General features: G+C 53.4%; 22 protein-coding genes. 20 read left to right on the forward strand and 2 right to left on the reverse strand.

Annotation, left to right across the window (positions count from 1 at the left end; translation table 11 throughout):
- Positions 1–13 precede the first annotated feature (13 nt).
- The 3 genes from GN107_RS04425 (at position 14) to recN (ending at position 3,059) form a co-directional block, all read left to right on the forward strand.
- A complete protein-coding gene (locus GN107_RS04425; protein WP_155286704.1) occupies positions 14–823 on the forward strand; it encodes a TlyA family RNA methyltransferase in 810 nt (269 codons plus the stop codon).
- A 69-nt stretch (positions 824–892) separates the two neighbouring features.
- Complete coding sequence (locus GN107_RS04430) at positions 893–1,345, forward strand: arginine repressor (protein WP_155286703.1); 453 nt, start codon at positions 893–895, stop codon at positions 1,343–1,345.
- Positions 1,346–1,349: 4 nt separating this feature from the next.
- Positions 1,350–3,059, forward strand: coding sequence for a DNA repair protein RecN (gene recN, locus GN107_RS04435; protein ID WP_155286702.1), 1,710 nt, complete (start codon positions 1,350–1,352; stop codon positions 3,057–3,059).
- Between the two features lie 70 nt (positions 3,060–3,129).
- Here recN and GN107_RS04440 read toward each other — a convergent pair whose 3' ends face one another.
- Complete coding sequence (locus GN107_RS04440; protein ID WP_155286701.1) at positions 3,130–3,462, reverse strand: hypothetical protein; 333 nt, start codon at positions 3,460–3,462, stop codon at positions 3,130–3,132.
- Positions 3,463–3,661: 199 nt separating this feature from the next.
- On the opposite strand from GN107_RS04440, the gene gmk reads away from it, so the two are divergent.
- From gmk to GN107_RS04490, 10 genes are all read left to right on the forward strand, one after another.
- Positions 3,662–4,288 (forward strand): guanylate kinase, encoded by a 627-nt coding sequence (gene gmk, locus GN107_RS04445; protein WP_155286700.1) that lies wholly within the window; start codon positions 3,662–3,664, stop codon positions 4,286–4,288.
- A gap of 14 nt (positions 4,289–4,302) precedes the next feature.
- Positions 4,303–4,581, forward strand: coding sequence for a DNA-directed RNA polymerase subunit omega (rpoZ, locus tag GN107_RS04450; protein ID WP_155286699.1), 279 nt, complete (start codon positions 4,303–4,305; stop codon positions 4,579–4,581).
- A gap of 198 nt (positions 4,582–4,779) precedes the next feature.
- Entirely contained in the window at positions 4,780–7,035 is a 2,256-nt protein-coding gene (gene priA, locus GN107_RS04455; RefSeq protein ID WP_443093569.1) for a primosomal protein N', read from the forward strand.
- 52 nt (positions 7,036–7,087) lie between these two features.
- Positions 7,088–8,041: a methionyl-tRNA formyltransferase gene (gene fmt / locus GN107_RS04460; RefSeq protein ID WP_155286697.1), complete on the forward strand. Its 954-nt coding sequence runs from the start codon at positions 7,088–7,090 to the stop codon at positions 8,039–8,041.
- Complete coding sequence (gene rsmB / locus GN107_RS04465; protein ID WP_155286696.1) at positions 8,031–9,368, forward strand: 16S rRNA (cytosine(967)-C(5))-methyltransferase RsmB; 1,338 nt, start codon at positions 8,031–8,033, stop codon at positions 9,366–9,368. The genes fmt and rsmB overlap by 11 nt, the downstream gene beginning before the upstream one ends.
- Before the next feature lie 10 nt (positions 9,369–9,378).
- Positions 9,379–10,128, forward strand: a complete 750-nt coding sequence (locus tag GN107_RS04470) for a Stp1/IreP family PP2C-type Ser/Thr phosphatase (RefSeq protein ID WP_155286695.1) — start codon at positions 9,379–9,381, stop codon at positions 10,126–10,128.
- Entirely contained in the window at positions 10,121–12,025 is a 1,905-nt protein-coding gene (gene pknB / locus GN107_RS04475; protein WP_155286694.1) for a Stk1 family PASTA domain-containing Ser/Thr kinase, read from the forward strand. The genes GN107_RS04470 and pknB overlap by 8 nt, the downstream gene beginning before the upstream one ends.
- Positions 12,026–12,075: 50 nt before the next feature.
- On the forward strand, positions 12,076–12,972 hold the full coding sequence (rsgA, locus tag GN107_RS04480) for a ribosome small subunit-dependent GTPase A (protein WP_155286693.1): 897 nt from the start codon (positions 12,076–12,078) through the stop codon (positions 12,970–12,972).
- Between the two features lie 250 nt (positions 12,973–13,222).
- Positions 13,223–13,876, forward strand: coding sequence for a ribulose-phosphate 3-epimerase (gene rpe / locus GN107_RS04485; protein WP_155286692.1), 654 nt, complete (start codon positions 13,223–13,225; stop codon positions 13,874–13,876).
- Complete coding sequence (locus tag GN107_RS04490) at positions 13,873–14,544, forward strand: thiamine diphosphokinase (protein ID WP_155286691.1); 672 nt, start codon at positions 13,873–13,875, stop codon at positions 14,542–14,544. The genes rpe and GN107_RS04490 overlap by 4 nt, the downstream gene beginning before the upstream one ends.
- A 678-nt stretch (positions 14,545–15,222) precedes the next feature.
- Here GN107_RS04490 and rpmB read toward each other — a convergent pair.
- Positions 15,223–15,408 (reverse strand): 50S ribosomal protein L28, encoded by a 186-nt coding sequence (gene rpmB, locus GN107_RS04495; RefSeq protein WP_054677482.1) that lies wholly within the window; start codon positions 15,406–15,408, stop codon positions 15,223–15,225.
- 264 nt (positions 15,409–15,672) lie between these two features.
- Here rpmB and GN107_RS04500 point away from each other — a divergent pair, with 264 nt between their 5' ends.
- The 7 genes from GN107_RS04500 (at position 15,673) to smc (ending at position 26,261) form a co-directional block, all read left to right on the forward strand.
- Positions 15,673–16,035: an Asp23/Gls24 family envelope stress response protein gene (locus GN107_RS04500; protein ID WP_155286690.1), complete on the forward strand. Its 363-nt coding sequence runs from the start codon at positions 15,673–15,675 to the stop codon at positions 16,033–16,035.
- A gap of 34 nt (positions 16,036–16,069) precedes the next feature.
- Positions 16,070–17,740 (forward strand): DAK2 domain-containing protein, encoded by a 1,671-nt coding sequence (locus GN107_RS04505; protein WP_155286689.1) that lies wholly within the window; start codon positions 16,070–16,072, stop codon positions 17,738–17,740.
- A gap of 19 nt (positions 17,741–17,759) precedes the next feature.
- On the forward strand, positions 17,760–19,799 hold the full coding sequence (gene recG, locus GN107_RS04510; protein ID WP_155286688.1) for an ATP-dependent DNA helicase RecG: 2,040 nt from the start codon (positions 17,760–17,762) through the stop codon (positions 19,797–19,799).
- 48 nt (positions 19,800–19,847) lie between these two features.
- Positions 19,848–20,870: a phosphate acyltransferase PlsX gene (plsX, locus tag GN107_RS04515; protein WP_155286687.1), complete on the forward strand. Its 1,023-nt coding sequence runs from the start codon at positions 19,848–19,850 to the stop codon at positions 20,868–20,870.
- 80 nt (positions 20,871–20,950) lie between these two features.
- Positions 20,951–21,193: an acyl carrier protein gene (acpP, locus tag GN107_RS04520; protein ID WP_155286686.1), complete on the forward strand. Its 243-nt coding sequence runs from the start codon at positions 20,951–20,953 to the stop codon at positions 21,191–21,193.
- Positions 21,194–21,970: 777 nt separating this feature from the next.
- Positions 21,971–22,672: a ribonuclease III gene (gene rnc, locus GN107_RS04525; RefSeq protein ID WP_155286685.1), complete on the forward strand. Its 702-nt coding sequence runs from the start codon at positions 21,971–21,973 to the stop codon at positions 22,670–22,672.
- 22 nt (positions 22,673–22,694) lie between these two features.
- Entirely contained in the window at positions 22,695–26,261 is a 3,567-nt protein-coding gene (smc, locus tag GN107_RS04530) for a chromosome segregation protein SMC (RefSeq protein WP_155288049.1), read from the forward strand.
- Positions 26,262–26,280 lie beyond the last annotated feature (19 nt).

The following is a 26,280-nucleotide window of genomic DNA, read 5'->3' on the forward strand; positions in this document are numbered from 1 at the left end:
GAATACTTAATACATGAAAGAACGAGTGGACGTCCTGGCGGTTGGTCAGGGACTATTCGCATCACGCGAGCAAGCCAAGCGCGCCATTATGGCCGGTGAGGTATACGATCAAAACAATGAACGGCTGGATAAACCAGGGGTCAAGATTGCTGCGGACAGTCAGTTGCACGCAAAAGGGAAGAAGTTGCCCTATGTCAGTCGGGGTGGCTTGAAGTTGGCGAAGGCCCTCAAGACTTTTGCTATCGACGTGACGGATTTGACGGTGCTCGATATCGGCTCATCCACTGGTGGTTTCACCGATGTGTGCCTCCAAAATGGCGCTAAGCAGGTGTACGCACTGGACGTGGGTACAAACCAGCTGGTGTGGAAACTGCGGTCCGATCCGCGGGTGCACGTAATGGAAAAGGTCAATTTCCGCTACAGCAAGCCTGAAGATTTCACCTTTGGTCAGGTTGAGTTTGCAGTCACCGATGTGTCTTTTATCTCCTTGAAGCTCATTTTGCCGCCACTACGGCCAATTCTAAAACCAGATGGGGATGCGGTTGTCTTGATCAAGCCCCAGTTTGAAGCGGGACCCGAAAATGTAGGTAAGCACGGAATCGTGCGGGATCCGGCTGTCCACCGCGCCGTTTTGGAGTCCATCACGACCTTCGCTGTAGAAGCTGGTTATTCCGTCCTCGGTCTGGACTTTTCACCAATTAAGGGTGGAGAAGGAAATATCGAATTTCTGGCGCATCTGCGCAACACTGGCGCTGGCGCCCAACCACTTCCGAGTGGGGCCATTGATGAAGTTCTTGCCGCTGCGCACGAAACTTTAGATTAATATAATGCATTTTTATGCACGAACTGATACTATTAAATCGCAAGACTATAACAACGGGGGTTTGTGCTGATGCCTAAACAAACACGACAAGAAATCATTAAAACTATTCTCAACGCCAACATCGTGGAAACACAAGAACAGCTGGTGGAGTTACTCAAACAGGCCAACGTTGAGGTGACCCAGGCGACTGTATCCCGGGATATCAAGGATATGCAGTTGATCAAGGTGCCGATTCGGGCCGGTCGGTACCGCTACAGTTTGCCAGTCATGAATAATGCGGCTGCCAAGGGCGATTCGGATCACGTTGTTGCTAGTGCACTGAGGGCGGCTAAGTCGATGGACAAATTCGTCAGCCTCACCCTATCGCCTGGGAGCGGTCCGGCTGTCGCCAGCATTCTGCAAGCTCGTAACGATGAGCGGATTTTTGCAATTGTGCCTAGTGACGCCAGCACCTTGATCATCTGCTACACCGCTGTGCAGGCTTCTGCGCTTGCAGCTGAACTTGATATTATCGCGGGGTGACTAAATGCTTCAAGAATTACAAGTCCAAGATTTCGCAATCATTGAAAAACTTGATCTGACCTTCGAGGACGGAATGACCGCCCTGACCGGAGAAACGGGTGCGGGGAAGTCAATCGTTATTGATGCCGTATCGCTGCTTGCCGGCGCGCGCGGATCAAGCGAGTTTGTGCGGACTGGTGCCAAAAAGGCCAGCCTGCAGGGGATGTTCTACGCCAAGGATAACGCACATACCGCTGCGGCCCTTGCCGCCGTGGGACTGAAGCTGGATGGTGGACAGGTACTCTTGGAGCGAGATCTCTATGCTAGTGGCCGCAACGTGTGCCGGATTAACGGCCAGCTCGTGAACACTGGTACCCTGCGGACTGTGGGCGAAACGCTAGTGGACTTTCACGGGCAAAATGAGCATCAGGAATTGACCAAGCCGGAGCGGCATATCCACTTGCTGGACCAATACGCTGGGCCAGACTTGCTGAAGGTGCTTACGCGGTATCATCAGCTTTACGCCGAGTACCAGCAGCGCAGTGCCGCCTTGCGTAAGAAACAGCAAAACGAGCAGGAATGGGCGCAGCGTCTGGACATGCTTAAATTTCAGGTGAAAGAGATTGCTGATGCGCACCTTCAAGTGGGCCAGGAAGAGGCTCTGACGGCAGAACGGGACCGGCTAACGAATTTTCAACACATTCAGGATGCACTTAGCACTTCTTACAGTGAATTGTCCGGCGATGAGTTTAATCCGCTGGACGTGATTGACAACGTTCGGCAAACACTGCAGGGAATTAGTGACCTTGATCCGGCGTATAAAGATATCGCCGAGACAGTTGCAAGTGCATACTACTCGCTTCAGGACGCCCAGAGTGACTTGTCGAAGCAGATCGACCAGCTTGAGTGGGATGATGGCCGCTTGGATGAAGTTGACGATGCTCTGGCGGTTATTAGCAGTTTGGAACGGAAGTATGGTGACAGCATTGAGGCCGTGATTGCTTACGGTAATAAAGCCCAGAAGGAACTAAGCGACATGGAGTCCACCGAGCAGAACGCTTCTGGACTTGAAGACCAGGTTGCAAAGCTCCGGGAACAATTACGAATCACGGCAGGAAAACTTAGTGAGCTGCGCAAGCAAGCTGCACACCACCTGGAAAAGGCCGTGCACATCCAACTGCGGGAACTGTACATGGCTAAAACGGTGTTCAGCGTTAGTTTCAGCAAGGATGGCGGCGAATTGGGGCCGGATGGGACCGATGCCCTTGAGTTCTACATTCAGCCTAACCCTGGTGAACGGGCACAACCATTGGCAAAAACAGCCAGTGGTGGTGAATTATCGCGCATCATGCTGGCGCTCAAGACCATTTTTGCAGAGTCCGATGGCGTTACCAGCATCATTTTTGATGAGGTTGATACCGGGGTTTCCGGGCGCGTCGCCCAGGCCATTGCCAATAAAATCGTGCGGATCGCGCAACATTCACAGGTGCTTTGCATCACGCACCTGCCCCAAGTTGCCGCGATGTCTGATTATGAGTATAAAATTGAGAAGAAGGTCACCAGTGGCCGAACGCAAACCACAGTTACGCCGCTGGCGGAGCGAGAACGTGTGGACGAATTGGCCCGGATGCTTGCCGGAACCGAGATAACGGATTTGACTAAGCGTCATGCTCAGGAGCTTCTGGAGCTGGCTGCCAAGACGCGCCGCGAGCTCAAACAAAGCACGAGCGATTAAGAATAACGCAAAAGGGGAGGAGCAGCGTTTGCTGCCCCTCCCCCTTATTAACTTCAATTTCAAATTCAGCCTATGCTTGCGCAGCTTCTAGCTCCTGCTCCGTTAAGCGCTGGACGAATTCACATTGCTGGAGGCGAATGATTTGGGCCACGTTTGATTGCCAGCTCTGCAGCAGATAAGTATTGCTGCTCAACTTATGCTGAACGTATCCCGTCGCAACGTCATGACTTCCCAAACGCACGGCAACCAGTAAGTGTTCTGCGTAAGCCTTCTCCAGGAATAGGGCACTTTGCCACCGCGGCATGCTGATTGGGTCGTCTTCCATGGCGAAGAAACGCTTGGCACCGGCGCCAATACTCTGTTCAACTCGACTGATCGTGCGGTTTGGTTTTTTGATATCCATGATTACTCGCTCCTCCGAACGCTTGTTTGTACTTTCATTATACGAACAGATGTTCTAAAACGCAAGCGCTGATTCTACAAATTTCGGTAATTTTGCATCGCTGACGGACTGGCGTGAGCTTTATCTTAGCTTGCACATACTGGCGAAAAGGCGCAAAATGTATGGATATAGAAGTTACTTATTTGGGAGGGGTAGACAAATGCACGAACGAGGGATGCTCATCGTTTTATCCGGTCCGTCCGGTGTCGGTAAGGGGACGGTTCGCCAGGCGATGATGAACTCTGGTTACCGTGATTTCAAGTACTCAGTGTCCATGACGACCCGTAAGATGCGGCCGGGAGAAGTTGACGGAGTTGATTATTACTTCCGGACCCGGGAACAATTCGAACAAGAAATCGCCGATGGAGGTATGCTTGAATACGCGCAGTACGTGGACAACTACTACGGAACACCCCTTAAATACGTTAACCAAACGCTTGATGAAGGTAAAGATGTCCTTCTTGAGATCGAGGTTAACGGGGCCATGCAAGTTCGGGCCAAGTGCCCAGATGCTGTCTTTATCTTCCTCACGCCTCCAGACCTCGGCGAACTAAAGCACCGGCTTGAAGGTCGCGGAACTGACGATGAAGCAACCATCATCAAGCGCGTGCGCAAGGCCGTGGGTGAAGTTAAAATGATGTCTAATTACGATTACGCGGTTGTTAACGACAAGGTGCCACTGGCCGTTGAGCGGATTGAAAATATCATCAAGAGCGAGCACCTACGCGTGACACGCGTTATGGATCGTTATACCAATATGCTGGAACACACCAAGTTAAGCGATTAAAGGAGATTTTTTAAATGATTGTTTACCCATCAATTGATAAGTTGTTGAGTCAGATTCCTTCCCGCTACTCACTGGCTGTTCTCGCTGCAAAGCGGGCACATCAGCTTGAAGGCAATGCCATTCGCCTCTTGCCTGAATACCAGTCACCACGGACTGTGGGCCAGGCCCTTGAAGAGGTTGCTGATGGTGATATCATTATCGACCCCGATTCAAAGCTGCTCGAACGCGACGCCGAAAAGCTTGATCGCGAAGAAGAGACCCGTGAGGCCGAAGAGCGCGACAGTGAAGAATAAGCGTCTTTGCAATTTGATAGTGCATAATTCTGGGGAGCGGGGACGAATGTCTCGGCTCCTTTGTTATTGCCCGATAATTGCGGATTTTGAGCCTACTTTACAAAGTGGCAGTGTCAAGATTTTTGCTATAATGAAGTCAACGAGATAGGGGGAGTAGCCGTGCCGCAGATTGCCAAGATTATTGTTGATGTGCCGACCATGCAGACTAACCAACCTTACGATTATTCGATTCCAGACGTGCTTTCCGGTCAAGTCGTGCCTGGGAAACGTTGTGTTGTTAATTTTGGCAAGGGTACGCGGTTAGTGATGGGCATGGTCGTTGGCGTGCAGGACGCGCCCGATTATGCCGGAACGTTGAAGCCGATTCAGAGTGTGCTTGATAAAGAGCCGGTACTCGACAAGGAGCTATTGCAGCTGTCATCATGGCTGGCCAATGATAGTTTTGCGTTCTGGATCACCTGTTTGCAGACGATGCTACCGACTGCGCTGCGGACGGAGACCAAGCGGATCGGCAAAATGGATGAGTTTACACTGGTCGACAAGGGACACGTCCAAACGGTCTACTATGTGCATCCGGCGCAGACTGCCGCTGATTACGCCACGATTCAGGCTAGTGTGCGTAGCAATGCCAAAAAGCAGCTCGCGTTGGTCGCTGAACTCAGTCATTTGAGCCAGAGTCAGGGTGAGGTCGCTGCACACGCGTTGACACGGGAGTACGGCATCACGCTTGGGATGCTGAAGAGTGCTGCAGACAAGGGCTGGTTGCGACTAGAGGAGCGGGAAACCTACCGCCACCCTTATGCAGAGCTCGATGATATGCCCCGCACCAAACCCTTACAGCTAACTGATCAGCAGCAAAAGGCCTATGATGCGGTCGCTAAGTCCATCAAGGGCCAGCAGGCGGCCACATACTTGCTTGAGGGTGTGACCGGCTCGGGTAAGACTGAGGTCTATTTGCAGCTGATGGCCGCAGCCCAGGCTGCCGGCAAGGATGCCTTGATGCTCGTGCCGGAAATTGGCTTGACTCCGCAAATGGTCGCACGGGTCAAGGGCCGGTTTGGTAGTCAGGTCGCGGTGCTACACTCCGGCCTGAGCGATGGCGAGCGTTATGATGAATGGCGGCGGATTGCCCGTGGTGAGGCGCACGTAGTCGTAGGTGCCCGCAGCGCGGCTTTTGCCCCGTTGCACAATCTTGGTCTGCTGATCATGGACGAAGAGCACGAAAATAGCTACAAGCAAGATGATGCGCCGCGTTACCATGCCCGCGACGTTCTGCGCTGGCGCAGCGAGTATAATCATGCGCCACTACTGCTCGGTTCCGCCACCCCAAGCCTAGAATCACGGGCCCGGGCGGAAAAAGGGGTTTACACTCAGCTACTGATGCCTGAGCGAGCGAACAAGCAGCCTTTGCCGCCAGTGGATGTGATTGACATGCGCGAGGCTGATCTTGACGAATACAGTGGCGATTTTAGTGCGCAAATGTTAGCGGCTATTAAGGATTGCCTGAGCCAAGGTAACCAGGCGGTGCTGATGCTTAACCGTCGCGGCTTTTCATCGTTCGTGATGTGCCGGGAGTGCGGGTACGTTGCCAAGTGTCCAAACTGTGACATCTCGCTGACGCTGCACATGGACACGCACAGTCTGCGCTGCCACTACTGCGGCCACGAAGAAGCAATCCCCCGTGTTTGTCCGAGCTGCGGATCTAAGCGGATTCGTTACTACGGAACCGGTACCGAAAAGGTTCAGCAGACGCTGGGCAAGCTGCTGCCTGACGCCCGGATCATGCGGATGGATGTTGATACGACCCGGCGGAAGGGTGCACACGGGCGCATCCTGAAGGAATTCGGCGAGCACAAAGCCGACATTTTGCTTGGCACCCAGATGATTGCCAAGGGTCTGGATTATCCAGACGTGACGCTGGTCGGCGTGATCAACGCCGACACCGCGCTGGGGTTGCCAGATTTCCGGGCCAGTGAGCGCACCTTCCAGTTACTGACGCAGGTCAGTGGCCGAGCCGGCCGGGCGGAAAAGCCCGGCCGCGTTCTCGTGCAGACTTATAACCCTGATCATTACGCCATTAGGCTAGCGCAAAAGCAGGACTACGAGCGTTTCTTCGCTCTTGAAATGCACATGCGCCACGAGGGGGATTACCCACCGTATTACTTCACTTTCAAGTTGACCGTCAGTCACGAGGACGAAGATAAAGCAGCCAAGGCAATTTTCCGATTGGCCGACATGCTCCAAAAAGGTCTGTCTGACCAAGCAATTATTTTAGGCCCCAGCCGGGCGGCAATTGCTCGCGTCAAGCGCAAGTATTATTATCAGTTAGTAATTAAATATAAAAACGAGCCCGAATTACAGGCGGTTTTGGAATCAATGTTGGAGAGTACGCAGGTGTCGAGCCGGAGCGGCTACCAGATTGCATTTGACCGGGAGCCCCTGTCGTTCATTTAAACGGGCAGATTGACAGTGCTTAGCGATATGTAGTGTGAGGAGAAAATTTAAAATGACATCAATTATATTCATGGGGACGCCGCAGTTTGCTGTACCCGTTCTGGACGGCTTGGTTGCTGCTGGTTACGACGTGCAACTGGTGATCACCCAACCGGACCGGCCAGTTGGGCGGAAGCAAGTGCTGCAGCAGAGCCCTGTTAAGCAGGCGGCGTTAAAACATGGTATCAAGGTGTTGCAGCCCGAGAAGTTATCTGGTTCACCAGAATTGGCTGAAGCCATCGACCTGCACGCGGACTTGATTGTTACGGCAGCGTATGGGCAGTTCTTGCCTACCAAGTTCTTAAAGTCGGTCAAAGTTGCTGCAGTCAATGTTCACGGCAGTTTACTGCCGAAGTATCGTGGTGGTGCCCCGATTCAGTACGCGGTCAAGAACCTCGATTCCGAAATTGGTGTAACCATCATCGAGATGGTCAAGGCCATGGACGCAGGCGGTATGTACGCGCAGCGGAGCATTCCGCTGACGCGGGCTGACGACACTGGCTCCGCCTTTAAGCGGCTTAGCCCTGTTGGTCGTGACCTACTTCTGGACACCTTGCCGGACATCATTGCTGGTACTGCCAAGAAGACGCCTCAGGAAGAGGCCAAGGTGACTTTCTCACCAACCATCAGCAAGGAGCAAGAGCATTTGGACTTCACGCTCCCAGCAACCAAAGTGGATGGCTGGATTCGCGCATTGCGGCCAGACGTTGGTGGTTGGGTCAAACTCGGCGGCCAGCGTTGCAAAATTTGGGCGGCGACCCCGCTTGATGAGCACACGGAGCTCGCACCTGGGCAGTTGGTTCGCAGCGGCAAGCACGAATTCGTGCTGAGCGCTGGGGATGGGACTGTGCTCGCAATTGACGAGTTGCAGCCAGCAGGCAAGTCCAAGCAGGACGTTACCGCGTACATGAATGGTCAGGGTCGGAAATTCACAACAGGAATGCAGGTAGTTGAGATTGAAGAATAATAATCCCCGTCTTTTGGCGGTCGAAGTTCTAGCACGCGTCAGCAAGGGGAGTTACTCTAACCTCACCCTGGATGGCACGCTGCGTAGCAATAAGCTCGATCCCCGTGATGCGTCATTACTGACAAATATTGTTTACGGTGTGATTCAGCGCCAGCTCACCCTCGACTTCTTCATTGACCCTTTTATCAAGGGCAATAAGGTTGATGACTGGGTGAAAGTTTTACTGCGAACGGCGGTTTACCAGATGGTTTATCTGGATAAAGTCCCAACTCGCGCCATTTTCTATGACAGCACCGAAATTGCCAAGAAGCTGGGCCACGCCGGAATCGGTAAGTTCGTCACCGCAATCTTGCGGCGTATGGACCGTGAAGGCTTCCCCAAAATCGGTGACGTCAAGGACTCAGTGCAGCGTTTGGCCATTAGTTCCAGCACGCCACTATGGCTCACGCAGAAGCTTATCGACGAGCTCGGGATGGACGCCGCTAGCGGCATCCTGAATTCGATTGACAGTGCCCCCGCAGCTTCATTGCGCGTGAACAGCACGGTTAGTTCTGCAGACGACCTCTTGTTCCGCTTGTCCGACCGTTTTCCAGACATTCATCGGAGTAAGCTCACGCCGACCGCGCTTGTTGCCCCAAGTGGTCATTTAGCCGGCACGCCCGAATTTAGGGACGGGATGTACACCCTGCAGGACGAAAGTAGTCAACTAGTCGCTGCTAGTTTGCGGCTTGAACCTGGCGATCAGGTGCTTGACGCGTGCGCCGCGCCTGGGGGTAAGACCACGCACATCGCGGAACACTTGCTGCCAGATCAGGGCGGCAAGGTGGTTGCACTTGATTTACATCCCCACAAGGTGCAGTTGATTGCCAAGAACGCGGCGCGGATGCACTTAGCAGACCGAGTCGAGGCTTTCGCGATGGATGCACGGGATGCGCATGAACATTTTGCCGCGGGTAGTTTTGACAAAATCCTCGTTGACGCCCCTTGCTCAGGCCTTGGACTGATGCGCCGCAAGCCCGAAATCAAGTACGATAAAACGCAGGCGGACATTGATAAATTGTCTGAGGTGCAGCAGAGTATCCTTGGCAGTATGGCCGACCTCGTTAAAGTTGGCGGGCGGATTACCTACAGCACTTGCACCTTGGCGCAGGAGGAAAATCAGCAGGTTGTTAGTGCCTTCTTGCAGGCGCACCCGAACTTCAAGCAGGACACAGTTGCAACCGACACGACCATCACCAAACGGCATGGCGCACCGGCACTACAGATTTATCCTAATGATTACGGCACGGACGGTTTCTTTATTGCGAGCCTAGTCCGGACTGAGTAAGGAGTTAGTTATGGAGTACGCGTATCGAACGGATATCGGCAAGAGACGAGCCAGCAATCAAGATTATGTTGGCTTATTTAAGAATGACAGCGGCGCTAACTTGGCCATTGTGGCTGATGGAATGGGCGGACACCAAGGCGGGGATGTGGCCAGTGAAATGGCTGTCTCCCACATCGGTTATGCCTTTGCCGATTTAAATGCTGCTGACATCGACGGCGCGGCCAAGTGGCTCATTGCGGAATTAAGTCGTGAAAATGATCTGATTCTAGAGCGGGGGCAACAATTTGCCGACCTAACGGGGATGGGGACCACCATCGTGGCGGTGCTCGTCTATGGCAACAAGTTTGTTGTGGCCAATATTGGCGACTCGCGTGCATATCTGTACCGGCGCAAGCACCTGCTCCAAATCACGGAGGACCACAGTTTGGTCAACGAACTCGTCAAAAGTGGTGAGCTCACGCCGGAAGAGGCTGAGAACTTTCCCCGCAAGAACGTTATTACGCGTTCACTCGGGGTCGCACCCGATGTGGACGCGGATGTGAACACATACGACTTGTTAGTTGGCGACACGCTATTACTGTGCTCGGATGGGCTCACCAAAACAGTCAGTGACGAGCATCTCGCCCAGATTCTTGCTGACTCCGCGACGCTGCAGGAAAAAGCCGATGAGATGATCAAACAGGCTAACGCAGCGGGTGGGCCGGACAACATTTCGGCCTTGCTAGTGCACGCAAATTCAGGGGGTGCAAGCGATGATTGAGTCGGGAGCGATACTCGGCGAACGCTATAAATTGCTGAAAACCTTGGGCGAAGGCGGTATGGCCAACGTGTACCTTGCCCGGGACCTGATTTTGGATCGTGACGTGGCGGTCAAGGTTCTGCGCCTTGATTTGCAGGATGACCCGGATACCTTGCGGCGCTTCCGGCGTGAGGCAATGGCGACCCTGGAGCTCAGCCACCCGAACATTGTGAGCATTTATGACGTGGGTGAAAGTGATGGCCAGCAGTACCTGGTTATGGAATACGTCGAGGGTACAGACCTCAAAAAGTACATTGCCAAAAATTTCCCCATTCCTTATGCACGGGTGATTGCGATGATGCGGCAGATCCTGAGCGCGGTGCAGACCGCCCACGATCACAACATCATTCACCGTGATCTGAAGCCCCAGAACATCATGGTGGACAAAGACGGCACAGCCAAAATCACTGACTTTGGGATTGCCGTTGCGCTGTCGGATAACTCGATGACACAAACCAATTCGCTGCTAGGCTCGGTGCACTATCTCTCTCCTGAACAGGCGCGGGGCGGAATGCCGACTAAGCAAAGTGATGTGTACGCGCTCGGAATTATTTTGTACGAGTTGTTGACCGGTAGTGTGCCTTTTGAGGGCGATTCTGCGGTATCCATTGCGCTGAAGCACTTCCAGCAGGAAATTCCTTCCGTTCGTGACTTTGATCCGCGGATTCCCCAAGCACTAGAAAATGTGGTTCTGAAGGCGACTGCTAAGGATCCGAACCAGCGCTACAGTAGCGCGCAAGCGATGAGTGACGATTTAGCGACCGCGCTTGATCCGAGCCGGGCCAGCGAGCCACGGTTCACACCGCAATCTGCAGACGATATGGATGAGACTCGTGTGATCGGTGATTTACCAAGCGCGCTGCGCGGGGTCAGTGCAGAGCAGGAAGCGGACAGGAGCGCAACACAACCGCTTCCACAATCGGAACCGGAGCAGTCGCTCGCGGCAGAAACTGAGAAACCTAAGAAAACGAAGAAGTCCAAGCGCAAGTGGACCTTTGGCATTATCGCGGGGCTCATTTTGCTGGCTCTGGTTGGACTGGCTGTGGCGTTCTGGCCCAAAGGGGACGTCAATGTTCCCGATGTTGCGGGGATGAGTGTCACCCAGGCACAGTCGGCGCTTGAGAAAGATAAGCTGACGGTCGGTACGCAAACCAAGGAGCATTCCAATAAGTATTCTGCAGGTGAAGTAATCACTAGTGACCCAGCCGCGGACACAAGTGTTAAGTCGGGCTCGGCAGTTAACCTGATTGTCAGTTCTGGGGTGCAGAAGGTCACGATGAAGAGTTATCGCGGCGAAACTTATGCGGACGCCGCGACTGATTTGCGCCAACGTGGGTTCAAGGTTGAACGTAAGACAAAGGTCAGCACCACCGCTACGGCCGGTACGGTTCTCAGTCAGAGCATTCCGGCCGGGCAAAAGGTCGATCCGAAGGCGGATGCGGTCGTGCTAACGGTCGCACGGGCGGGGTCCACTTTCGAAATGAGTGATTTAACGCAGCTCAACCTTTCCGGAGTGCAGATGTTTGCTAATGAACACAACCTGCAATTCACGTCCAGTGGGGATAGTAACGGTGTCGTGGTTAGTCAAAGCCCCGCTGTCGGGACTAAAATGCACCGTGGTGATAACTTCACGGTTGTATTACAGGCCAACAATGGTCCGGCACGGTCAACATCTTCAAACGCTGACAGTCAAAGTGACGCCAACAAGGACGAGAGCTCAAAGGCTGCGCAAAGCAGCAGCAGTAGTAGTTCAACGGCTAGTGATGCGCAGACCGCAACCAGCAGTAGTTCGGCTGAGAAGCCTGCGGAGAACCAAAATAGTGCCAGTTCACAGAGCAGTGATAACACCAATAATTAATGGCTTTTAGTTAGCACGCATTATTCAAGGAATAAACAGGAGGAAAACATTTGCAGGGGCGAATTATTAGGCAGATCAGCGGCTATTACGATATCGCTGTTGACGGAGAAGTGGTGCGCACACGTGCTGCGGGCAATTTGCGGCAGCAAAAAGTTACCCCACTTGTGGGTGATATTGCCGAGTTCATTCCGGCCGAGGACAATGGTGAATTAGGGTACTTGACCAGCATTAAGGAACGACAGAATGCATTATTGCGGCCGCCGGTTGCGAATATCGACCAGGCAATCCTAGTCACTTCTGCCGCGGAGCCGGAATTTTCCGCTAACCTTCTGGATCGATTTTTGGTCTACCTTGAGGGTAAAAACATTGCCCCAATCATTTACCTGACGAAAACGGATCTGCTCACCGATGAGGAGTATGCACGTCTAGATACGGTTCTGCAGGGTTACGCGCAGATCCCGTACCGCGTATTCGCCCCGCGCGAGGCATTCGCTGAGGACGTACTCGCTACGCTGCATGGGTTATTTGCCGATAAGTTGACCATTTTTACCGGCCAAACTGGGGCTGGCAAATCTACATTGATCAACCACCTGGCACCTGGTCTGAATATCGCGACTGGCGCAATTTCGAAGAGTCTCAATCGCGGGAAGCACACGACCCGGACTACAGACCTGTACCAAAGTGATGGCGGCTTGTTGGCGGACACACCAGGTTTTTCCTCCTTGGGTTTGTTAGACGTTACTCTGGACGATTTGCGGCTCCGTTTTCCCGAATTCAGGGCGCGCATGGATGGCTGCAAATTCCGCCGCTGCGAGCACATTAGTGAACCTAAGTGTGCGGTCAAGGCCGCGCTCGACGCGGGGGAAATTATGCAAAGCCGCTACGATGACTACCTGCAGTTCCGCAGCGAACTCAAGCAGCAGCGACCGGTGTGGGGAAAAAATTAGGCAGACCGGAGTGAGGTGTAGCGCGACTGGACACCGGCAGATAGAAATGCACGTCGAGTAATGTGAGTTGACCAATTGCAGCCAGCCTCCGTATTTTTGAGGCCTGACTGCAATTTTTGCAAATTGTCGGGCTAGTTTCTGGCCGCAAGACTATGAAACGGTTTCCATTTCGGGTAGTATTGGAATCATTAACGAAATCAGAGCCACCATCCTTATTAGAATCAGGCCGCTCGAAAGGAAGTAATTGACTATGAAAATTGCACCTTCAATTTTAAGTGCTGATTTTGGCAATCTTGCAGCAGCTGTTCGTCAGGTTGACGGTAGTGGGGCAGATCGCATTCACATTGACGTAATGGACGGCCGTTTTGTTCCTAACCTTAGTTTTGGTCCCCAAATCGTTTCGGTTCTGCGGAAGGTCACTCAATTGCCGCTAGAAGTGCACTTGATGGTCCAGAACCCGGAGAATTGGATCAAGCCGTTTGCGGACGCCGGTGCAGACATCATCATGGTCCATGTGGAGTCAACGCCACATATTCACCGTGCACTCGCGCTGATTGATGAAACGGGTGTTAAAGCGGGCGTCGTTCTTAATCCGGGGACCTCGGTTGACGCCGTTAATTTCCTGCTCCCGATTGTGCAGCAAGTGCTTGTGATGACGGTAGATCCTGGTTTCTCGGGTCAGCACTTCATTCCGGAGAACCTGGAAAAAGTTGATGAGCTCGTTACTATCCGTGATCGCAATCCGGAACTTAACTATGAGGTTGAAGTCGACGGCGGGGTTGATGCAGAACGCATCAAGAGTGTTGAGATTCACGGTGCGGATGTCGCAGTTGCCGGTTCAGCGATTTACAATGACAAGGCCGATCCCGCAACGAACATCAAGGCACTGAAGGCGGCGCTATGAGTCGGCGAATCAACCTGATGGTCGGTGGGCCCACCGCCAATTTACCTGCAGATTGGCAGCAAGCGCCAGGGGAATGGGCTGCCGCCGACCGGGGAACTTTAGAACTAGAACGGGCGGGCATCAACATGCTCTTTAGCGTTGGTGACTATGATTCACTGACTGAAAACGAGTTTGCACAGTTGTACGAGGCGGGTCTGACGGGCGAACAATTTCCATCCGAAAAGGACTACACCGACACACAATTGGCTGCCCGCGCAGCTTTCGTGCATTACGGTGCAGATGAACTATACATTTATGCCGCAACAGGTGGCCGTTTGGACCACGAACTCGCGAATATTTTGTTGCCGACCGACAAAATGTTTCGGGCGTACACCGAGCGGATTCATCTTGTTGATCGGGTGAATCTCTTCGATTACCTCACTCCGGGTACACACACGATCGCTGCTAATGCGAATTATCCCTATTTTGGGGTCATTCCTTTGACTGCGGTTGATGATTTGAATATCAGTGGCGCCAAGTACCCCTTGGCACACTGGTCAACTGCCGTTCCGTTTAGCTGGGCTTCTAATGAATTTTTAGGGGGCCAACCGGCGAGCGTATGTTTTGCGAGCGGAGTGGTTGCAATTAATTACAGTCGTGACTACAGAGGCCAGACAAAAGATAATTAAACGCAAATACCAAAACGGGCTGCTAGCATTAATTATGCTGGTAGCCCGTTTTGGTATTTAGAGTATGCTGATAGGTATCGTAGTCGAGCTGCACCCCGCAGAAACTTGCGCTTTGCCCACTCTGTCATAAATGCTTAAGCCCGTGCATTTCTGCCAGAGCATGCAAATGCTCAGTTTCTGACCGCGGGGCTCCGCTCTGTGTCATAGTCGAGCTGCGCCATCCTGCTCCTTCCGCTCAAAATGACTTAGGCCTTGACGAGAAGAGCATTCGTCAAAACCCAAGTCACCTTGATGCTCAGGAGCAACCCGGGTGGCTCCGCTCTGTTTCATAGTCGAGCTGCGTGGGACTGCCTCTTGAACTTTTGCAACTTGTTGCCATTAGTTCAAAGGACAACGTAGTGAAGCCTGCGCTTTGCACACTCCGGTAGTAATGCCAAAGCCCAGGCATTCCTCCTGGAGTACGCAAATGCTCAGCTTCAAACCGTCCCACTCCGCTCTGTGTCATAGTCGAGCTGCACCCCGCAGAAACTTGCGCTTTGCCCACTCTGTCATAAATGCTTAAGCCCGTGCATTTCTGCCAGAGTATGCAAATGCTCAGTTTCTGACCGCGGGGCTCCGCTCTGTGCAAAAAAATAGAACGCCCAGCAGTTAACTGCTGAACGTTCTACAGGTTGCGTCTTAAACGCGGGTAACTTTACCTGATTTAAGTGCACGAGCGGAAACCCACACGCGCTTTGGCTTGCCATCCACCAAGATGCGAACCTTCTGCAGGTTAGCCTTCCAAGTACGGCGAGAGCTGTTCAAAGCGTGAGAACGCTTGTTGCCGAAAGTGGTGTGGCGCCCAGTAATTACGTCTACTGCCAAAAGTATGACCTCCTTGCTGATTCAAGTTTTTTACTCGAATTAATCACCTGACCAATTTATCACAGGCATTGGGGCAATGCAAGAGTTTTGCAAAGTAAAATTCCTTGACACTGCTTTTGCAACCGGTAAAATTGGCACATAGTCTAGTTAACGTCTGTGGCGAAAGGGCAGGGGTTACGTCTGTCAATGGCACGGTAGTTCCTTTAACACCGCGGCTATGCTAAACTGTCATAGAAGCTACACACACTTTTGAGGAGGTATATTATGGCTGTCAAAATTAAGACCAAGTACGGGATCATTGACATAGATAACTCTGTAATTGCGACCGTGGTTGGTGGTGCCGCTACGGATATCTACGGCATTGTGGGTATGGCGAGCAAGAATCAGATCCGCGACAACCTCAGCACCATTCTCAACCGCGAAAATTACGCGCGGGGTGTGGTTGTGCGCCAGGAAGACAACGGCGTTAACATTGAAGTAAATATTATCGTTGGTTACGGGACCAAGATTTCTGAGGTCTGCCGCAACGTCCAAGCTAAGGTTAAGTACAATCTTGAAACGATGCTCGGACTAACCGCGAATGCCGTGACAGTAATCGTCCAGGGCGTTCGGGTCATCGGCGAATAGTTGGTATGCGCTGGTGCATTAGGAGGTTTGATTTTTGAAAGTTACAGAAATTACCGCTAAAGAGTTCCAAAATATGATTCGTGCCGCTGCGCACCGGATCAGCAAGAATGCCGAGTTTGTTAATTCACTGAATGTTTTTCCAGTTCCCGATGGGGATACCGGTACTAACATGAATTTGACCTTTCAGAGCGGCGCTAAAGCCGTACTTGAGAGTGATTCACAGAGTGTTGGCGAATTGGCCCAGAAGCTGGGTAAAGGCCTGCTGATGGGTGCGCGTGGTAACTCTGGGGTCATCAGTTCCCAGCTCTTCCGCGGTTTTGCCAAGAACGTTGAAAAGAAACAGTCATTAACCGCTTCTGATCTGGCCGCCGCTTTTGCAGCAGGGGTTGAGACGGCATATAGTGCCGTGATGAAGCCCGTTGAGGGGACCATTTTGACCGTTGCCCGTGAAGCTGCTAAGGCTGCCCTTAAGGAAGCTAAGGGTACCGATGACGCGGGGGTAGTTATGACTACTACCGTTGAAGCTGCGCGGCGCGCGCTTGCCAAGACACCAGACCTGTTGCCAGTCTTGAAGCAGGTTGGTGTGGTTGATTCCGGTGGTCAGGGTTTGACCTTCCTCTATGAAGGCTTCATGGAAGCTCTCACTGGTGAAACTAGTGATGCGGCCTACGTACCGAACGATGGCGAAATGAACGAGATGATCAACGCCACGCACCACCAGGATGCCCAGATTCAGCTCAACCCTGACGATATTGTCTACGGTTACTGTACCGAAATGATGGTCGGACTTGGTAAAGGCGAGGACAACCAAGAGTTTAACTACGATGAGTTCCGCCAGTACCTGAGTGGTTACGGTGACTCCCTACTAGTCATTGCTGATGATGAAGTCGTGAAGGTGCACGTGCACACTGAACACCCGGGGACGGTTTTCCGTTACGGTCAGCAGTTCGGGACGCTCGACAAAATTAAGATTGATAACATGCGCCTGCAACACGAAAGTATCATCGAGCGCGATACTGAGTCCGACGATAACGACCCTAAGCCACTCGCTGACTTTGGCGTTGTTACAATCTGCAGTGGTAATGGTCTCGCTGAGCTCTTCAAGAGCCTGGGTGTCACCTACGTGCTGAGTGGTGGTCAGACCATGAATCCAAGTACTAATGATATCCTTGATGCGATCAAGGCTGCTCACGCCAAGAAGGTCATTGTGTTGCCAAACAACTCCAACATCTTCATGGCGGCGGATGCTGCGGCCAAAGAAGCACCAGTTGACGTTGCAATCGTTAAGAGCCGCACAATCAATCAGGGGCTCACGAGCATGCTCTCATACAATCCTGAGCGCAGTCTCGCCGAGAACGCAGCGGAGATGTCCGAAGCTTTGAGTAATGTTGTTTCTGGTCAGGTTACCCAGTCCATTCGGAACAGCACCATTGACGGGCTCGAGATTCACGAGGACGACTGGATCGGTTTGATTGATGGTGATATCAAGATCGCCGAGGCCGACCGTTTTGAAGCTACGACTAAGATGATCGACGCCATGCTTGATGAAGATTCCGAAATTGTGACTTTGATTTACGGGGTTGACGGCAGTGAAGATGAAGCCAAGCAGATCGGCAATGCGGTCACAGCGGACAATCCGGACATCGAAATCGAAATTCACGAAGGGGACCAGCCCCTGTATCCATACATCGTATCTGTTGAGTAATTGCGGGAGGTGAGCAGTAGTGGCATTAAGTGATTCAGTAGCCGTGCTCGGTGGGGTTGGCGCTAAGCGTCAAGAAGCCCTCGCCGAACTGGGAATCAAAACAATTGCCGACCTGCTCTTTTACTTTCCCTACCGCTACGATGATTTGAAAGAACGCGATCTGCAGACAGCTGTAGATGGCGAAAAGATCACTATCAAGGGGACGGTTGTGTCCGCTCCCGTCGTGAGCCGGTTTGGCGCACGCAAAACTCGGGTCAACATCCGGCTGCGTGTCGAGCACGCGGTTGTGATGGTGACTTTCTTTAATCAGCCGTGGCTCAAGGACCGGTTTCATGAGGATCAAGAGGCGGCCGTTTACGGTAAGTGGGACGCCAATCGCTCCGCAATGACGGGGATGCGGGTTCTGGCCACTCAGGATGAGGACACCCCGAGTTTGGCCGCTATTTACCCGCTAAGCAAAAGTGTGCACCAGAAGTTTCTGATGGACCTGATCAAGGAGGCCTACGAGCGGGATGGTGCTTCTATTCAGTCTGTTGTTCCGGAAGCAATTCGCACCCGCTTGCGCCTGCTGGACGACCGGACGCTGGTGCAATGGATGCACTTTCCGGAGACCGCGGAGCAGGCGACTGCCGGCCGCCGCAGCGCGATTTTTCGGGAGTTCTTCCTCTTTGAAGCCCGGCTGCAGCAAATGAAAGCCCATGCGGCCGCCCCAGCTGCAGGATTGAGAATTCCCTTTGATAATCAGGCGGTACGGGCGTTTGTTGGCCAGCTGCCTTACGAGTTGACCAATGCGCAGAAACGTGTGGTCAACGAAATCTGCGCCGATATGCGCAGTCCGAAGCACATGAACCGATTACTGCAAGGGGATGTTGGTAGTGGGAAGACCGCTGTCGCTGCCATTTGTATGTATGCTGCTGTCACCGCGCACTTCCAGGCCGCGCTCATGGTGCCGACCGAAGTGCTTGCAGAGCAGCATTACGCAAAGCTAAGTAAGTTGTTCGCACCGTTGCCTGTGCACGTTGCCTTACTCACTAGTGCCACCAAGCCGGCTGCTAAGCGCGAGATTCTTGAAGAACTACGGACTGGCGAGATCGACATCGTAATCGGTACGCACGCCTTGATTCAAAAGGATGTTGACTTCGCGGCACTCGGCTTGGCCATCATTGATGAGCAACACCGGTTCGGTGTTACCCAGCGGGAGATCCTGCGTAGTAAGGGTCTGAAACCAGACGTGCTCGCCATGACTGCCACGCCGATTCCGCGCACGTTGGCCATTACCGCGTACGGTGAGATGGATGTGTCGACCATTGACGAGCTACCAGCAGGCCGCCAGCCGATCAGTACCTACTGGCTGCGTAAAAATGAGCTGGGGCGGGTTGTCGACCGGATGCGGGCTGAAATTGCCAAGGGCGGACAGTGTTTTGTCATCACGCCGCTGATTGCGGAGTCTGAAAAGATGGACCTCCAGAATGCGGAGAGCGTATTCGCGGACATGCAGGAGCGGCTCGGACCAAATATTAAGGTCAGCCTGCTTCACGGCCAGATGAAGAACGAGGAAAAGACCGCCATCATGCATGATTTTGAGGCCGGTAAAACGCAAGTCCTTGTTTCGACGACGGTTGTCGAAGTCGGAGTCGACGTACCCAACGCGACCATGATGGTGATTCTGGATGCCGATCGTTTCGGCTTGGCCCAGTTGCACCAGCTGCGCGGACGCGTTGGCCGGGGCAATATGGCGGCCACCTGCTTTTTGGTTGCCGATCCCAGCACCGAGCAAGGGATTAGCCGGATGGAGGTCATGACCAGTACTACCGATGGCTTCGTGGTCGCGCAAAAGGATCTGGAGCTGCGGGGTCAAGGTGACATTTTTGGCGCAAAGCAGTCTGGCATGCCGGACTTTCGACTTGGTGATCCAGTCGGGGACTTTAACATTCTGGACACGGCACAGCGCTGTGCTGCCAGTTTGTTTAACCGCGATCCGGAGCTGCAGGAGTCAGAGCACCAAGAACTCAAACGCGTTTTGCAGCGGGCAGCCGTTGCGGCGGGTAGTCTTAACTAAACTGAGAAGCACGGGCAGCATTTTGCCGGAGCTACTAGGAGGAAAATTGTGAGAATTGCAGTTGACGCAATGGGCGGCGATGACGCCCCTAAGGTTGTTATTGAAGGTGTCGAACGGGCCCGGGACGAACGGCCAGAAATCGAGTTCACTCTCTATGGTGACGAGAATCAAATCAAGCCGCTTCTGAAGAGTGACGAGCGCATCTCCATCGTGCACACCACCGAACAAATCGAGGGTGACGAGCACCCAGTTAAGGCCATCCGTAGCAAGAAGCAGGCATCGATGGTACTGGCAGCGCAGGCGGTCAAGAAGGGTGAGGCCGATGCTTTGTTCTCACTGGGCAGCACTGGTGCACTTCTTGCGGCGGGACTGTTCATTGTCGGCCGCATCAAGGGTGTTGACCGGCCAGGCCTGATGCCGAGCATGCCGTCAATCAAGTCCGACAAGGGTTTTGTGATGTTGGACGTTGGTGCTAACGCTGACAACCGGCCTCAGCAGCTCCTGCAGTATGCCATCATGGGCAACTTCTACGCCCGCGATGTCCGTGGTTTTGATAACCCGCGGATCGGCCTTCTGAACAACGGTACCGAGGCGACTAAGGGTGATGAACTTCACCAGGAAGCATACAAACTGCTCGCTGCAGATTCCAACTTGAACTTTATTGGGAACGTCGAGTCCAGCACCTTGCTTGAAGGGGGCGCTGACGTCGTGGTTACCGATGGCTTCACCGGGAACGCGGTTCTGAAGTCAATTGAGGGTACCTCGCACGCCCTCCTGCATGAAATCAAGGGCATCATCATGGACGGTGGAATCAGTGCTAAGCTCGGCGGTGCGCTGCTGCAGGGCGGCATCAAGTCTGTCGTCAAGAAGTTTGATGCCTCCCGTTACGGTGGCGCCGTACTGCTAGGTCTCTCCGCACCCGTAATCAAGGCGCATGGTTCAGCCGACGCCCGCACGGTTTACTACACGGTGCTGCAAATCGAGACGATGCTGCAGAAAAACACCGTCGGCAAGTTCATTGATTACTTCGCCGCCCACAATATCCGGGAGCAGGAAAATCAGCCTAAATAAGGCGCTTGTCACATTTTAGTGGTGACAAAAGCCGAAATAAAGGCTATATTGAATCGGGATTTGAATTAAGGAGGATCATCGTGAGCGAACAAGAAATTTTCGACAAAATCTCTGCAATTTTGCAGGATCACTTCCAGTTGGATGCGAGTCAAGTTAACAAGGATTTGAACTTCAAGAAGGACTTGGACGCCGATTCAATCGACATCGTGGAGTTTGTGCTTGAGCTTGAAGATACCTTCAACGCTGAGATTCCCGATGAGGATGCAGAAAACATCCAGACGGTTGGGGATGCGGTGGCTTACATCGCCGCCCACCAGAAATAATGACCAATGTTTTAAGCTAAATCGCCTGCGCATCTGCGTGGGTGATTTTTTGTACTCTTTGATGCCGGGTGGTAGGGGTAGCTACTCCCGCTTCAGCACGGGGCTGCTCCATAGCTACCCCCACCGCCCTCTACATGGATGTCTTTAAGTTGGTTCAGCAAATATTGGAAATTTACGGTGATGGTGATTATGTTTTAGAGTTTTAAATCACCAATGTTCAGTAACTAGCAGTCGGTGTAGAAATGTAGCGGTCAAAAATCTCAATTGTCTTTTGAACTATGGTTGGCATCAACACGACCGCACAAATAACCCATTCACGACAATCCAACATCGACTAATAAAGTAACAACTGATGAGGTTCAAGCGAGTGATTATTAACCCACGAGGTAGGGCTGGGGGCGCCTCTTCTGGAGTGTAGTTGGCGGGAGTGACCATGCTGAAACGACTATTGGATGTGGTAGACTTGCGGGTCTTGCAAGGCTACCACATCCAATAGTCGGGGATAGCGGAGAGACCGCCAAGTCAGATAAACAAACTAGTTGGGAGATTACCGGTGACCTTGCGAAAACACGGGCGGGCTCAGAGCTAAGGCGGAAGACTTGACCCGGGTTTGGTCAAGCCCGGAGCCGCGCCCCAGCATGCCTGTCTGTCACTGCCGCCAACGGAGTGGAGGAAGATGCGCTCCCAACCCGGCAGTTAATGCAACCGTAACTGCGCATTCGACATTTGCCCCCCTGGCGCGGTACAATTAGGCTCAGACAATTAGGAGGTAATCACTTGGTAGTAGCAGAGTTTGTCAGTAATTTACGCAACACGTATGGCATCGAATTTAAGAACCTAGCACTGCTTGATGAGGCATTCACCCACTCAAGTTATGCGAACGAACACCGTGAGCTCGGTATCAGCGATAATGAACGCCTAGAATTCTTGGGTGACGCTGTTCTCGAGCTGACTGTGTCCGATTACCTGTACCGCAAGTACCCCGAAGAACCTGAGGGTAAACTCACGCGGATGCGGGCAGCCATTGTGCAGACACGCAGTTTTTCCGCATTTTCGCGGGAGGCTCATTTTGACCGCTATATTAAGCTCGGCAACGGTGAAGAAGCAGCTGGTGCGCGCAAGCGGAACACACTGCTTGAAGACTTATTTGAAGCTTTTTGTGGGGCGTTGTATCTGGATCAGGGCCGTGGTGCCGTGATCAGCTTTTGCGAAAAGATTATTTTCCCCAAGATTGATGCTGGTGAGTTTCTGAGCACCCACGACTTCAAGACGGCGCTGCAGGAGGAACTACAGCGTAGTGGTGACGCCCAGATCGAGTACGAGTTGCTGAGTACTAGTGGGCCTGCTAACGCGCGGATCTTCACCGTGCGCGTTTTGGACGGGAAGAAGGAGCTTGGTACTGGCACTGGTAAGAGCAAGAAGGCGGCGGAGCAAGAGGCTGCCAAAGCTGCTCTGACGACGATTCGGGCGGATAAGTAAGCTTGAGGAACGGAGTACGTAGATGCAGCTGAAGTCCTTGACACTGAACGGTTTCAAATCGTTCGCAGATAAAACAACAATTGAATTTACGCATGGTCTGACCGGTATCGTTGGCCCCAATGGTAGTGGGAAAAGTAACATCACGGAGGCCATTCGCTGGGCGTTAGGTGAGCAGAGTGCTAAGAGTCTGCGCGGTGAGCGGATGGGTGACGTGATTTTTGCCGGCACTGACAGTCGGCCGGCATTGAACCGGGCGGAAGTAACACTGACTTTTGACAATAGTGACGGCTTTCTGCACGATCAGGGGGCAGAGGTGACGGTTAGCCGCCGCCTTTTTCGTGATGGCACCAGCGAGTTTATGCTTAACGGCAAAAGTGTCCGTTTGCATGACGTCCTAGACCTATTTATGGATAGCGGCCTGGGCCGGGACTCGTTTGCGTTCATTTCCCAAGGCCGAGTTGAAGCCATCTTTAACAGCAAGCCCGAAGACCGTCGGAGCATTTTTGAAGAGGCGGCCGGGGTACTCAAGTACAAGCTGCAGAAGCAAAAGGCGCAGGGCCAGCTGCAAGAAACCAGCGATAACCTGGCGCGGGTGCACGACATTGTTCACGAACTATCTGGCCGGATGGAACCACTGGCGGAGCAGGCGTCAATCGCAAAGGATTACGCGCAGCAGAGCAAGGAACACGCAACTCTGCGGCAACAGTTATTAGCACTAGAGATTCGCGACCTATCTGCGGACCAGGAGCAGGCCCAAACCGCCGCGGAAGTGAATAAGCGCAAAATCGCCGAACTGAACGGTTTGATCAAGCAGCTCGAGACCAAGTCCGACGCCGCAACCAAGGCTGACAACGAGTTGACCCGCAAGCTAGACGCCGTCAACGATGAACTGCTAAGCAAATCGATGCAGCAGGAAACACTCAATGGTGAGGAAAATGTCTCCACCGAGCGCGTGCAGAATGCGGCAACGACGCTGGCTGACTTGAAAGAGCAGTTAACGGACGCGCAGACGGCTAAGCGGGATGCGCAAACGCACCTGACAAAGTTGCAGAAGCAACACGAACAGTTGATCAAGCAAAGCCAAGACCTGCAAAAGCAGCTTAAAGATATGCAGCGGCATGGTAGTAGCAGCAAGAGTCTGCAGGAACAATTGGATGCCGCGCAAGGTGAGTACATCGACACGATGCAGAGACAGGCCGACACGCGGAACCAGCTCGTTGCTTTGGAAAAGGAGCAACAGCTGTCGGCTAGTCAGCTGAAGTCCACGCAGGGCCGGCTTGCGGAACTGAGCACGCAGGAGCAGCAGCTGCAAGCCAAACTGCAGACGTTGACGACGGCCCTCGATGAAGCTAAGCAGCAGCACGAAACAACCACAGCTAACGCCAGCCAGGCACAGGCGGCACTGAACACTGCACAGGAACGGTTAGAGGCGGCGCAGGTTCAACTGCGGCAGCACCGCAGTCAGTACGCGCAGGCGCAGACCCGTTACAACACGCTTAAAGAAATGAGCGAGGACTACACCGGCTTTTATGCTGGTGTGCGGGCCGTGCTGAAGAGTAAAGATGAATTGCCAGGGGTAATCGGCGCCGTTGCGGAACTCTTGCAGGTCCCCCAGAAATACCAGGCGGCCATTGATCAGGCGCTGGGGGCCAACCTCCAGGCCATTGTCACGACCAATGAAGCTGCCGCGAAGGGCGCGATTGCGCATTTGAAGCGGATGCACGCGGGCCGTGCAACCTTTTTGCCAACCGACGTTGTGCGGCCACGGCAGCTAGGCGCGGGTATCGAAACAACACTCGCTCGCCAGCAGGGCTTCATTGGGGTTGCGGCGGAATTGGTCCACTATGATGATGCCGTTGCCAGCGTCATGCGCAACCTGATGGGCACCTTATTACTGGTGGATAACCTTGATAACGCCGTGCACATCGCTGGCGCAATCAACCATCGCTACCGCATCGTGACCCTCGACGGCGATATTTTGAACGCCGGTGGCTCGATGTCCGGTGGATCGCGGCAAAAGGGCAGTAGCAGTCCCTTGGCGCGTAGCCAAGAACTGCAGCGGCTCGCCATTAACGGTAAGGCCATGGCGGAGAGCATCCGCGCCGAAGAGGCTAAGTTGGATGCTCTGCAGGACAAGGCTAATGATTGTCAAAATGCCGCTGGGATCGCGGCCGAACAGCTAAACACTTGCAACGCTAAACTGCAGGAACTTAATTCCGACAAGCGGGTGTTGGACGAACAGGTCAAGCAGGTCCAGCGCCAACGCGCCAACTTGCAACTCAGCATGCCGGCGGGCAGCGTTGACCTCGCCGATAAGCAGCAACAGCTGCAAGAACAGGCTAAAGATATTGCAAGTCAGCTGGAAGAGCTGAAGCAGCGGCAGGCCGATCTCAAACAGCAGCAGAGTGATAGTGAATCTGCCGCTGGTGCCTTGCGGGAACGCACGGCACAACTGCGCGCGGACATTGCCGTTGCCGATACTGATCTGCGCACCAATGTGGAGCAGACACAGCAGTGGCAGTCCAGCTTGCAGCAGGCCAATGGCAACATTGACCGGCTGGAAAAGCGCATTGCCAGCATTCAGGAATCTGCCGGGGTTACGGCCGAGGAGAAGGCCGCCCGTAAGGAGACCTTGGCCCAGTTAGCCGTCGACACCAAGCGCTTGCGCAAGCAGCAAGCCGATTACAAGCAGCAACAGGCTGATGGCCGCACGGCGATGAGCCGGCTGTCCGCCCGGATTACTAGCGCGTACAGCGAGCGGCAAACGGCCCAGACGGAGAGTGAAACCCAAGCGGTCACCCTCAACCGCTGCAAAATCAATCTGGATAACCGTCTGAACATTTTGGCGGATGATTATCAGACGACTTATGAAGCCGCGCTCAAGACCGTGCCGAATCCGGAACCAGACCAGCCGCAATTGCGTAGTCAGTTGAAATTGCTGCAGCGGGGGCTGGACGAATTGGGGCCGGTCAACCCGAACGCGGTTGCCGAGTATCAAGAGGTCAAGGAACGCTTTGACTTCCTGACTAAACAGGAAGGCGACCTGAACTCTGCGCGTGAACAGCTTAATGCCACCATGGCGGAGCTCGACGACGAGGTGCGGGTGCGCTTTAAGGACGTGTTTGACGCGACCAGCGCCGCCTTCACCGAGATTTTCCCGCAGATGTTTGGCGGGGGTCACGCCGAGCTGCGGCTGACGCAGCCGGATGATTTGCTCAACACAGGCATTGAGATTATCGCGCAGCCGCCTGGCAAGAAGCTGACCCGGCTGTCCCTACTGTCGGGTGGTGAACGGGCGCTAACCGCAATCACACTTTTGTTCGCGATTTTACGGGTCCGGCCCGTACCATTCTCCATTCTGGATGAAGTCGAGGCCAGTTTGGACGAGGCAAACGTTGAACGTTTTGGTGAGTTCTTGCGTAACTACTCCAGTTCGACGCAATTTATCGTCATCACGCACCGTCGTGGCACAATGGTTGCCGCCGACATCCTGTATGGTGTTACCATGCAGGAGTCAGGGGTATCCACAATGGTCGCCGTCTCGATTGATGAGGCGGTTGCCGCGAAGAAGGACAGCATTTCGCAGTAAGGAAATGAACGCGATGCAG

The sequence above is a fragment of the Lacticaseibacillus zhaodongensis genome (assembly GCF_009687905.1).
GTDB lineage: Bacteria > Bacillota > Bacilli > Lactobacillales > Lactobacillaceae > Lacticaseibacillus > Lacticaseibacillus zhaodongensis.

Bases quoted from the DNA above. Each gene is read 5' to 3' on its own strand.
- GN107_RS04425 (WP_155286704.1), top strand. From the start codon at position 14: ATGAAAGAACGAGTGGACGTCCTGGCGGTTGGTCAGGGACTATTCGCA.
- rpoZ (WP_155286699.1), top strand. From the start codon at position 4,303: ATGATTGTTTACCCATCAATTGATAAGTTGTTGAGTCAGATTCCTTCC.
- smc (WP_155288049.1), top strand. From the start codon at position 22,695: ATGCAGCTGAAGTCCTTGACACTGAACGGTTTCAAATCGTTCGCAGAT.
- recN (WP_155286702.1), top strand. From the start codon at position 1,350: ATGCTTCAAGAATTACAAGTCCAAGATTTCGCAATCATTGAAAAACTT.
- GN107_RS04500 (WP_155286690.1), top strand. From the start codon at position 15,673: ATGGCTGTCAAAATTAAGACCAAGTACGGGATCATTGACATAGATAAC.
- GN107_RS04490 (WP_155286691.1), top strand. From the start codon at position 13,873: ATGAGTCGGCGAATCAACCTGATGGTCGGTGGGCCCACCGCCAATTTA.
- priA (WP_443093569.1), top strand. From the start codon at position 4,780: ATGCAGACTAACCAACCTTACGATTATTCGATTCCAGACGTGCTTTCC.
- gmk (WP_155286700.1), top strand. From the start codon at position 3,662: ATGCACGAACGAGGGATGCTCATCGTTTTATCCGGTCCGTCCGGTGTC.
- fmt (WP_155286697.1), top strand. From the start codon at position 7,088: ATGACATCAATTATATTCATGGGGACGCCGCAGTTTGCTGTACCCGTT.
- GN107_RS04440 (WP_155286701.1), bottom strand. From the start codon at position 3,462: ATGGATATCAAAAAACCAAACCGCACGATCAGTCGAGTTGAACAGAGT.
- GN107_RS04430 (WP_155286703.1), top strand. From the start codon at position 893: ATGCCTAAACAAACACGACAAGAAATCATTAAAACTATTCTCAACGCC.
- rpe (WP_155286692.1), top strand. From the start codon at position 13,223: ATGAAAATTGCACCTTCAATTTTAAGTGCTGATTTTGGCAATCTTGCA.
- pknB (WP_155286694.1), top strand. From the start codon at position 10,121: ATGATTGAGTCGGGAGCGATACTCGGCGAACGCTATAAATTGCTGAAA.
- GN107_RS04470 (WP_155286695.1), top strand. From the start codon at position 9,379: ATGGAGTACGCGTATCGAACGGATATCGGCAAGAGACGAGCCAGCAAT.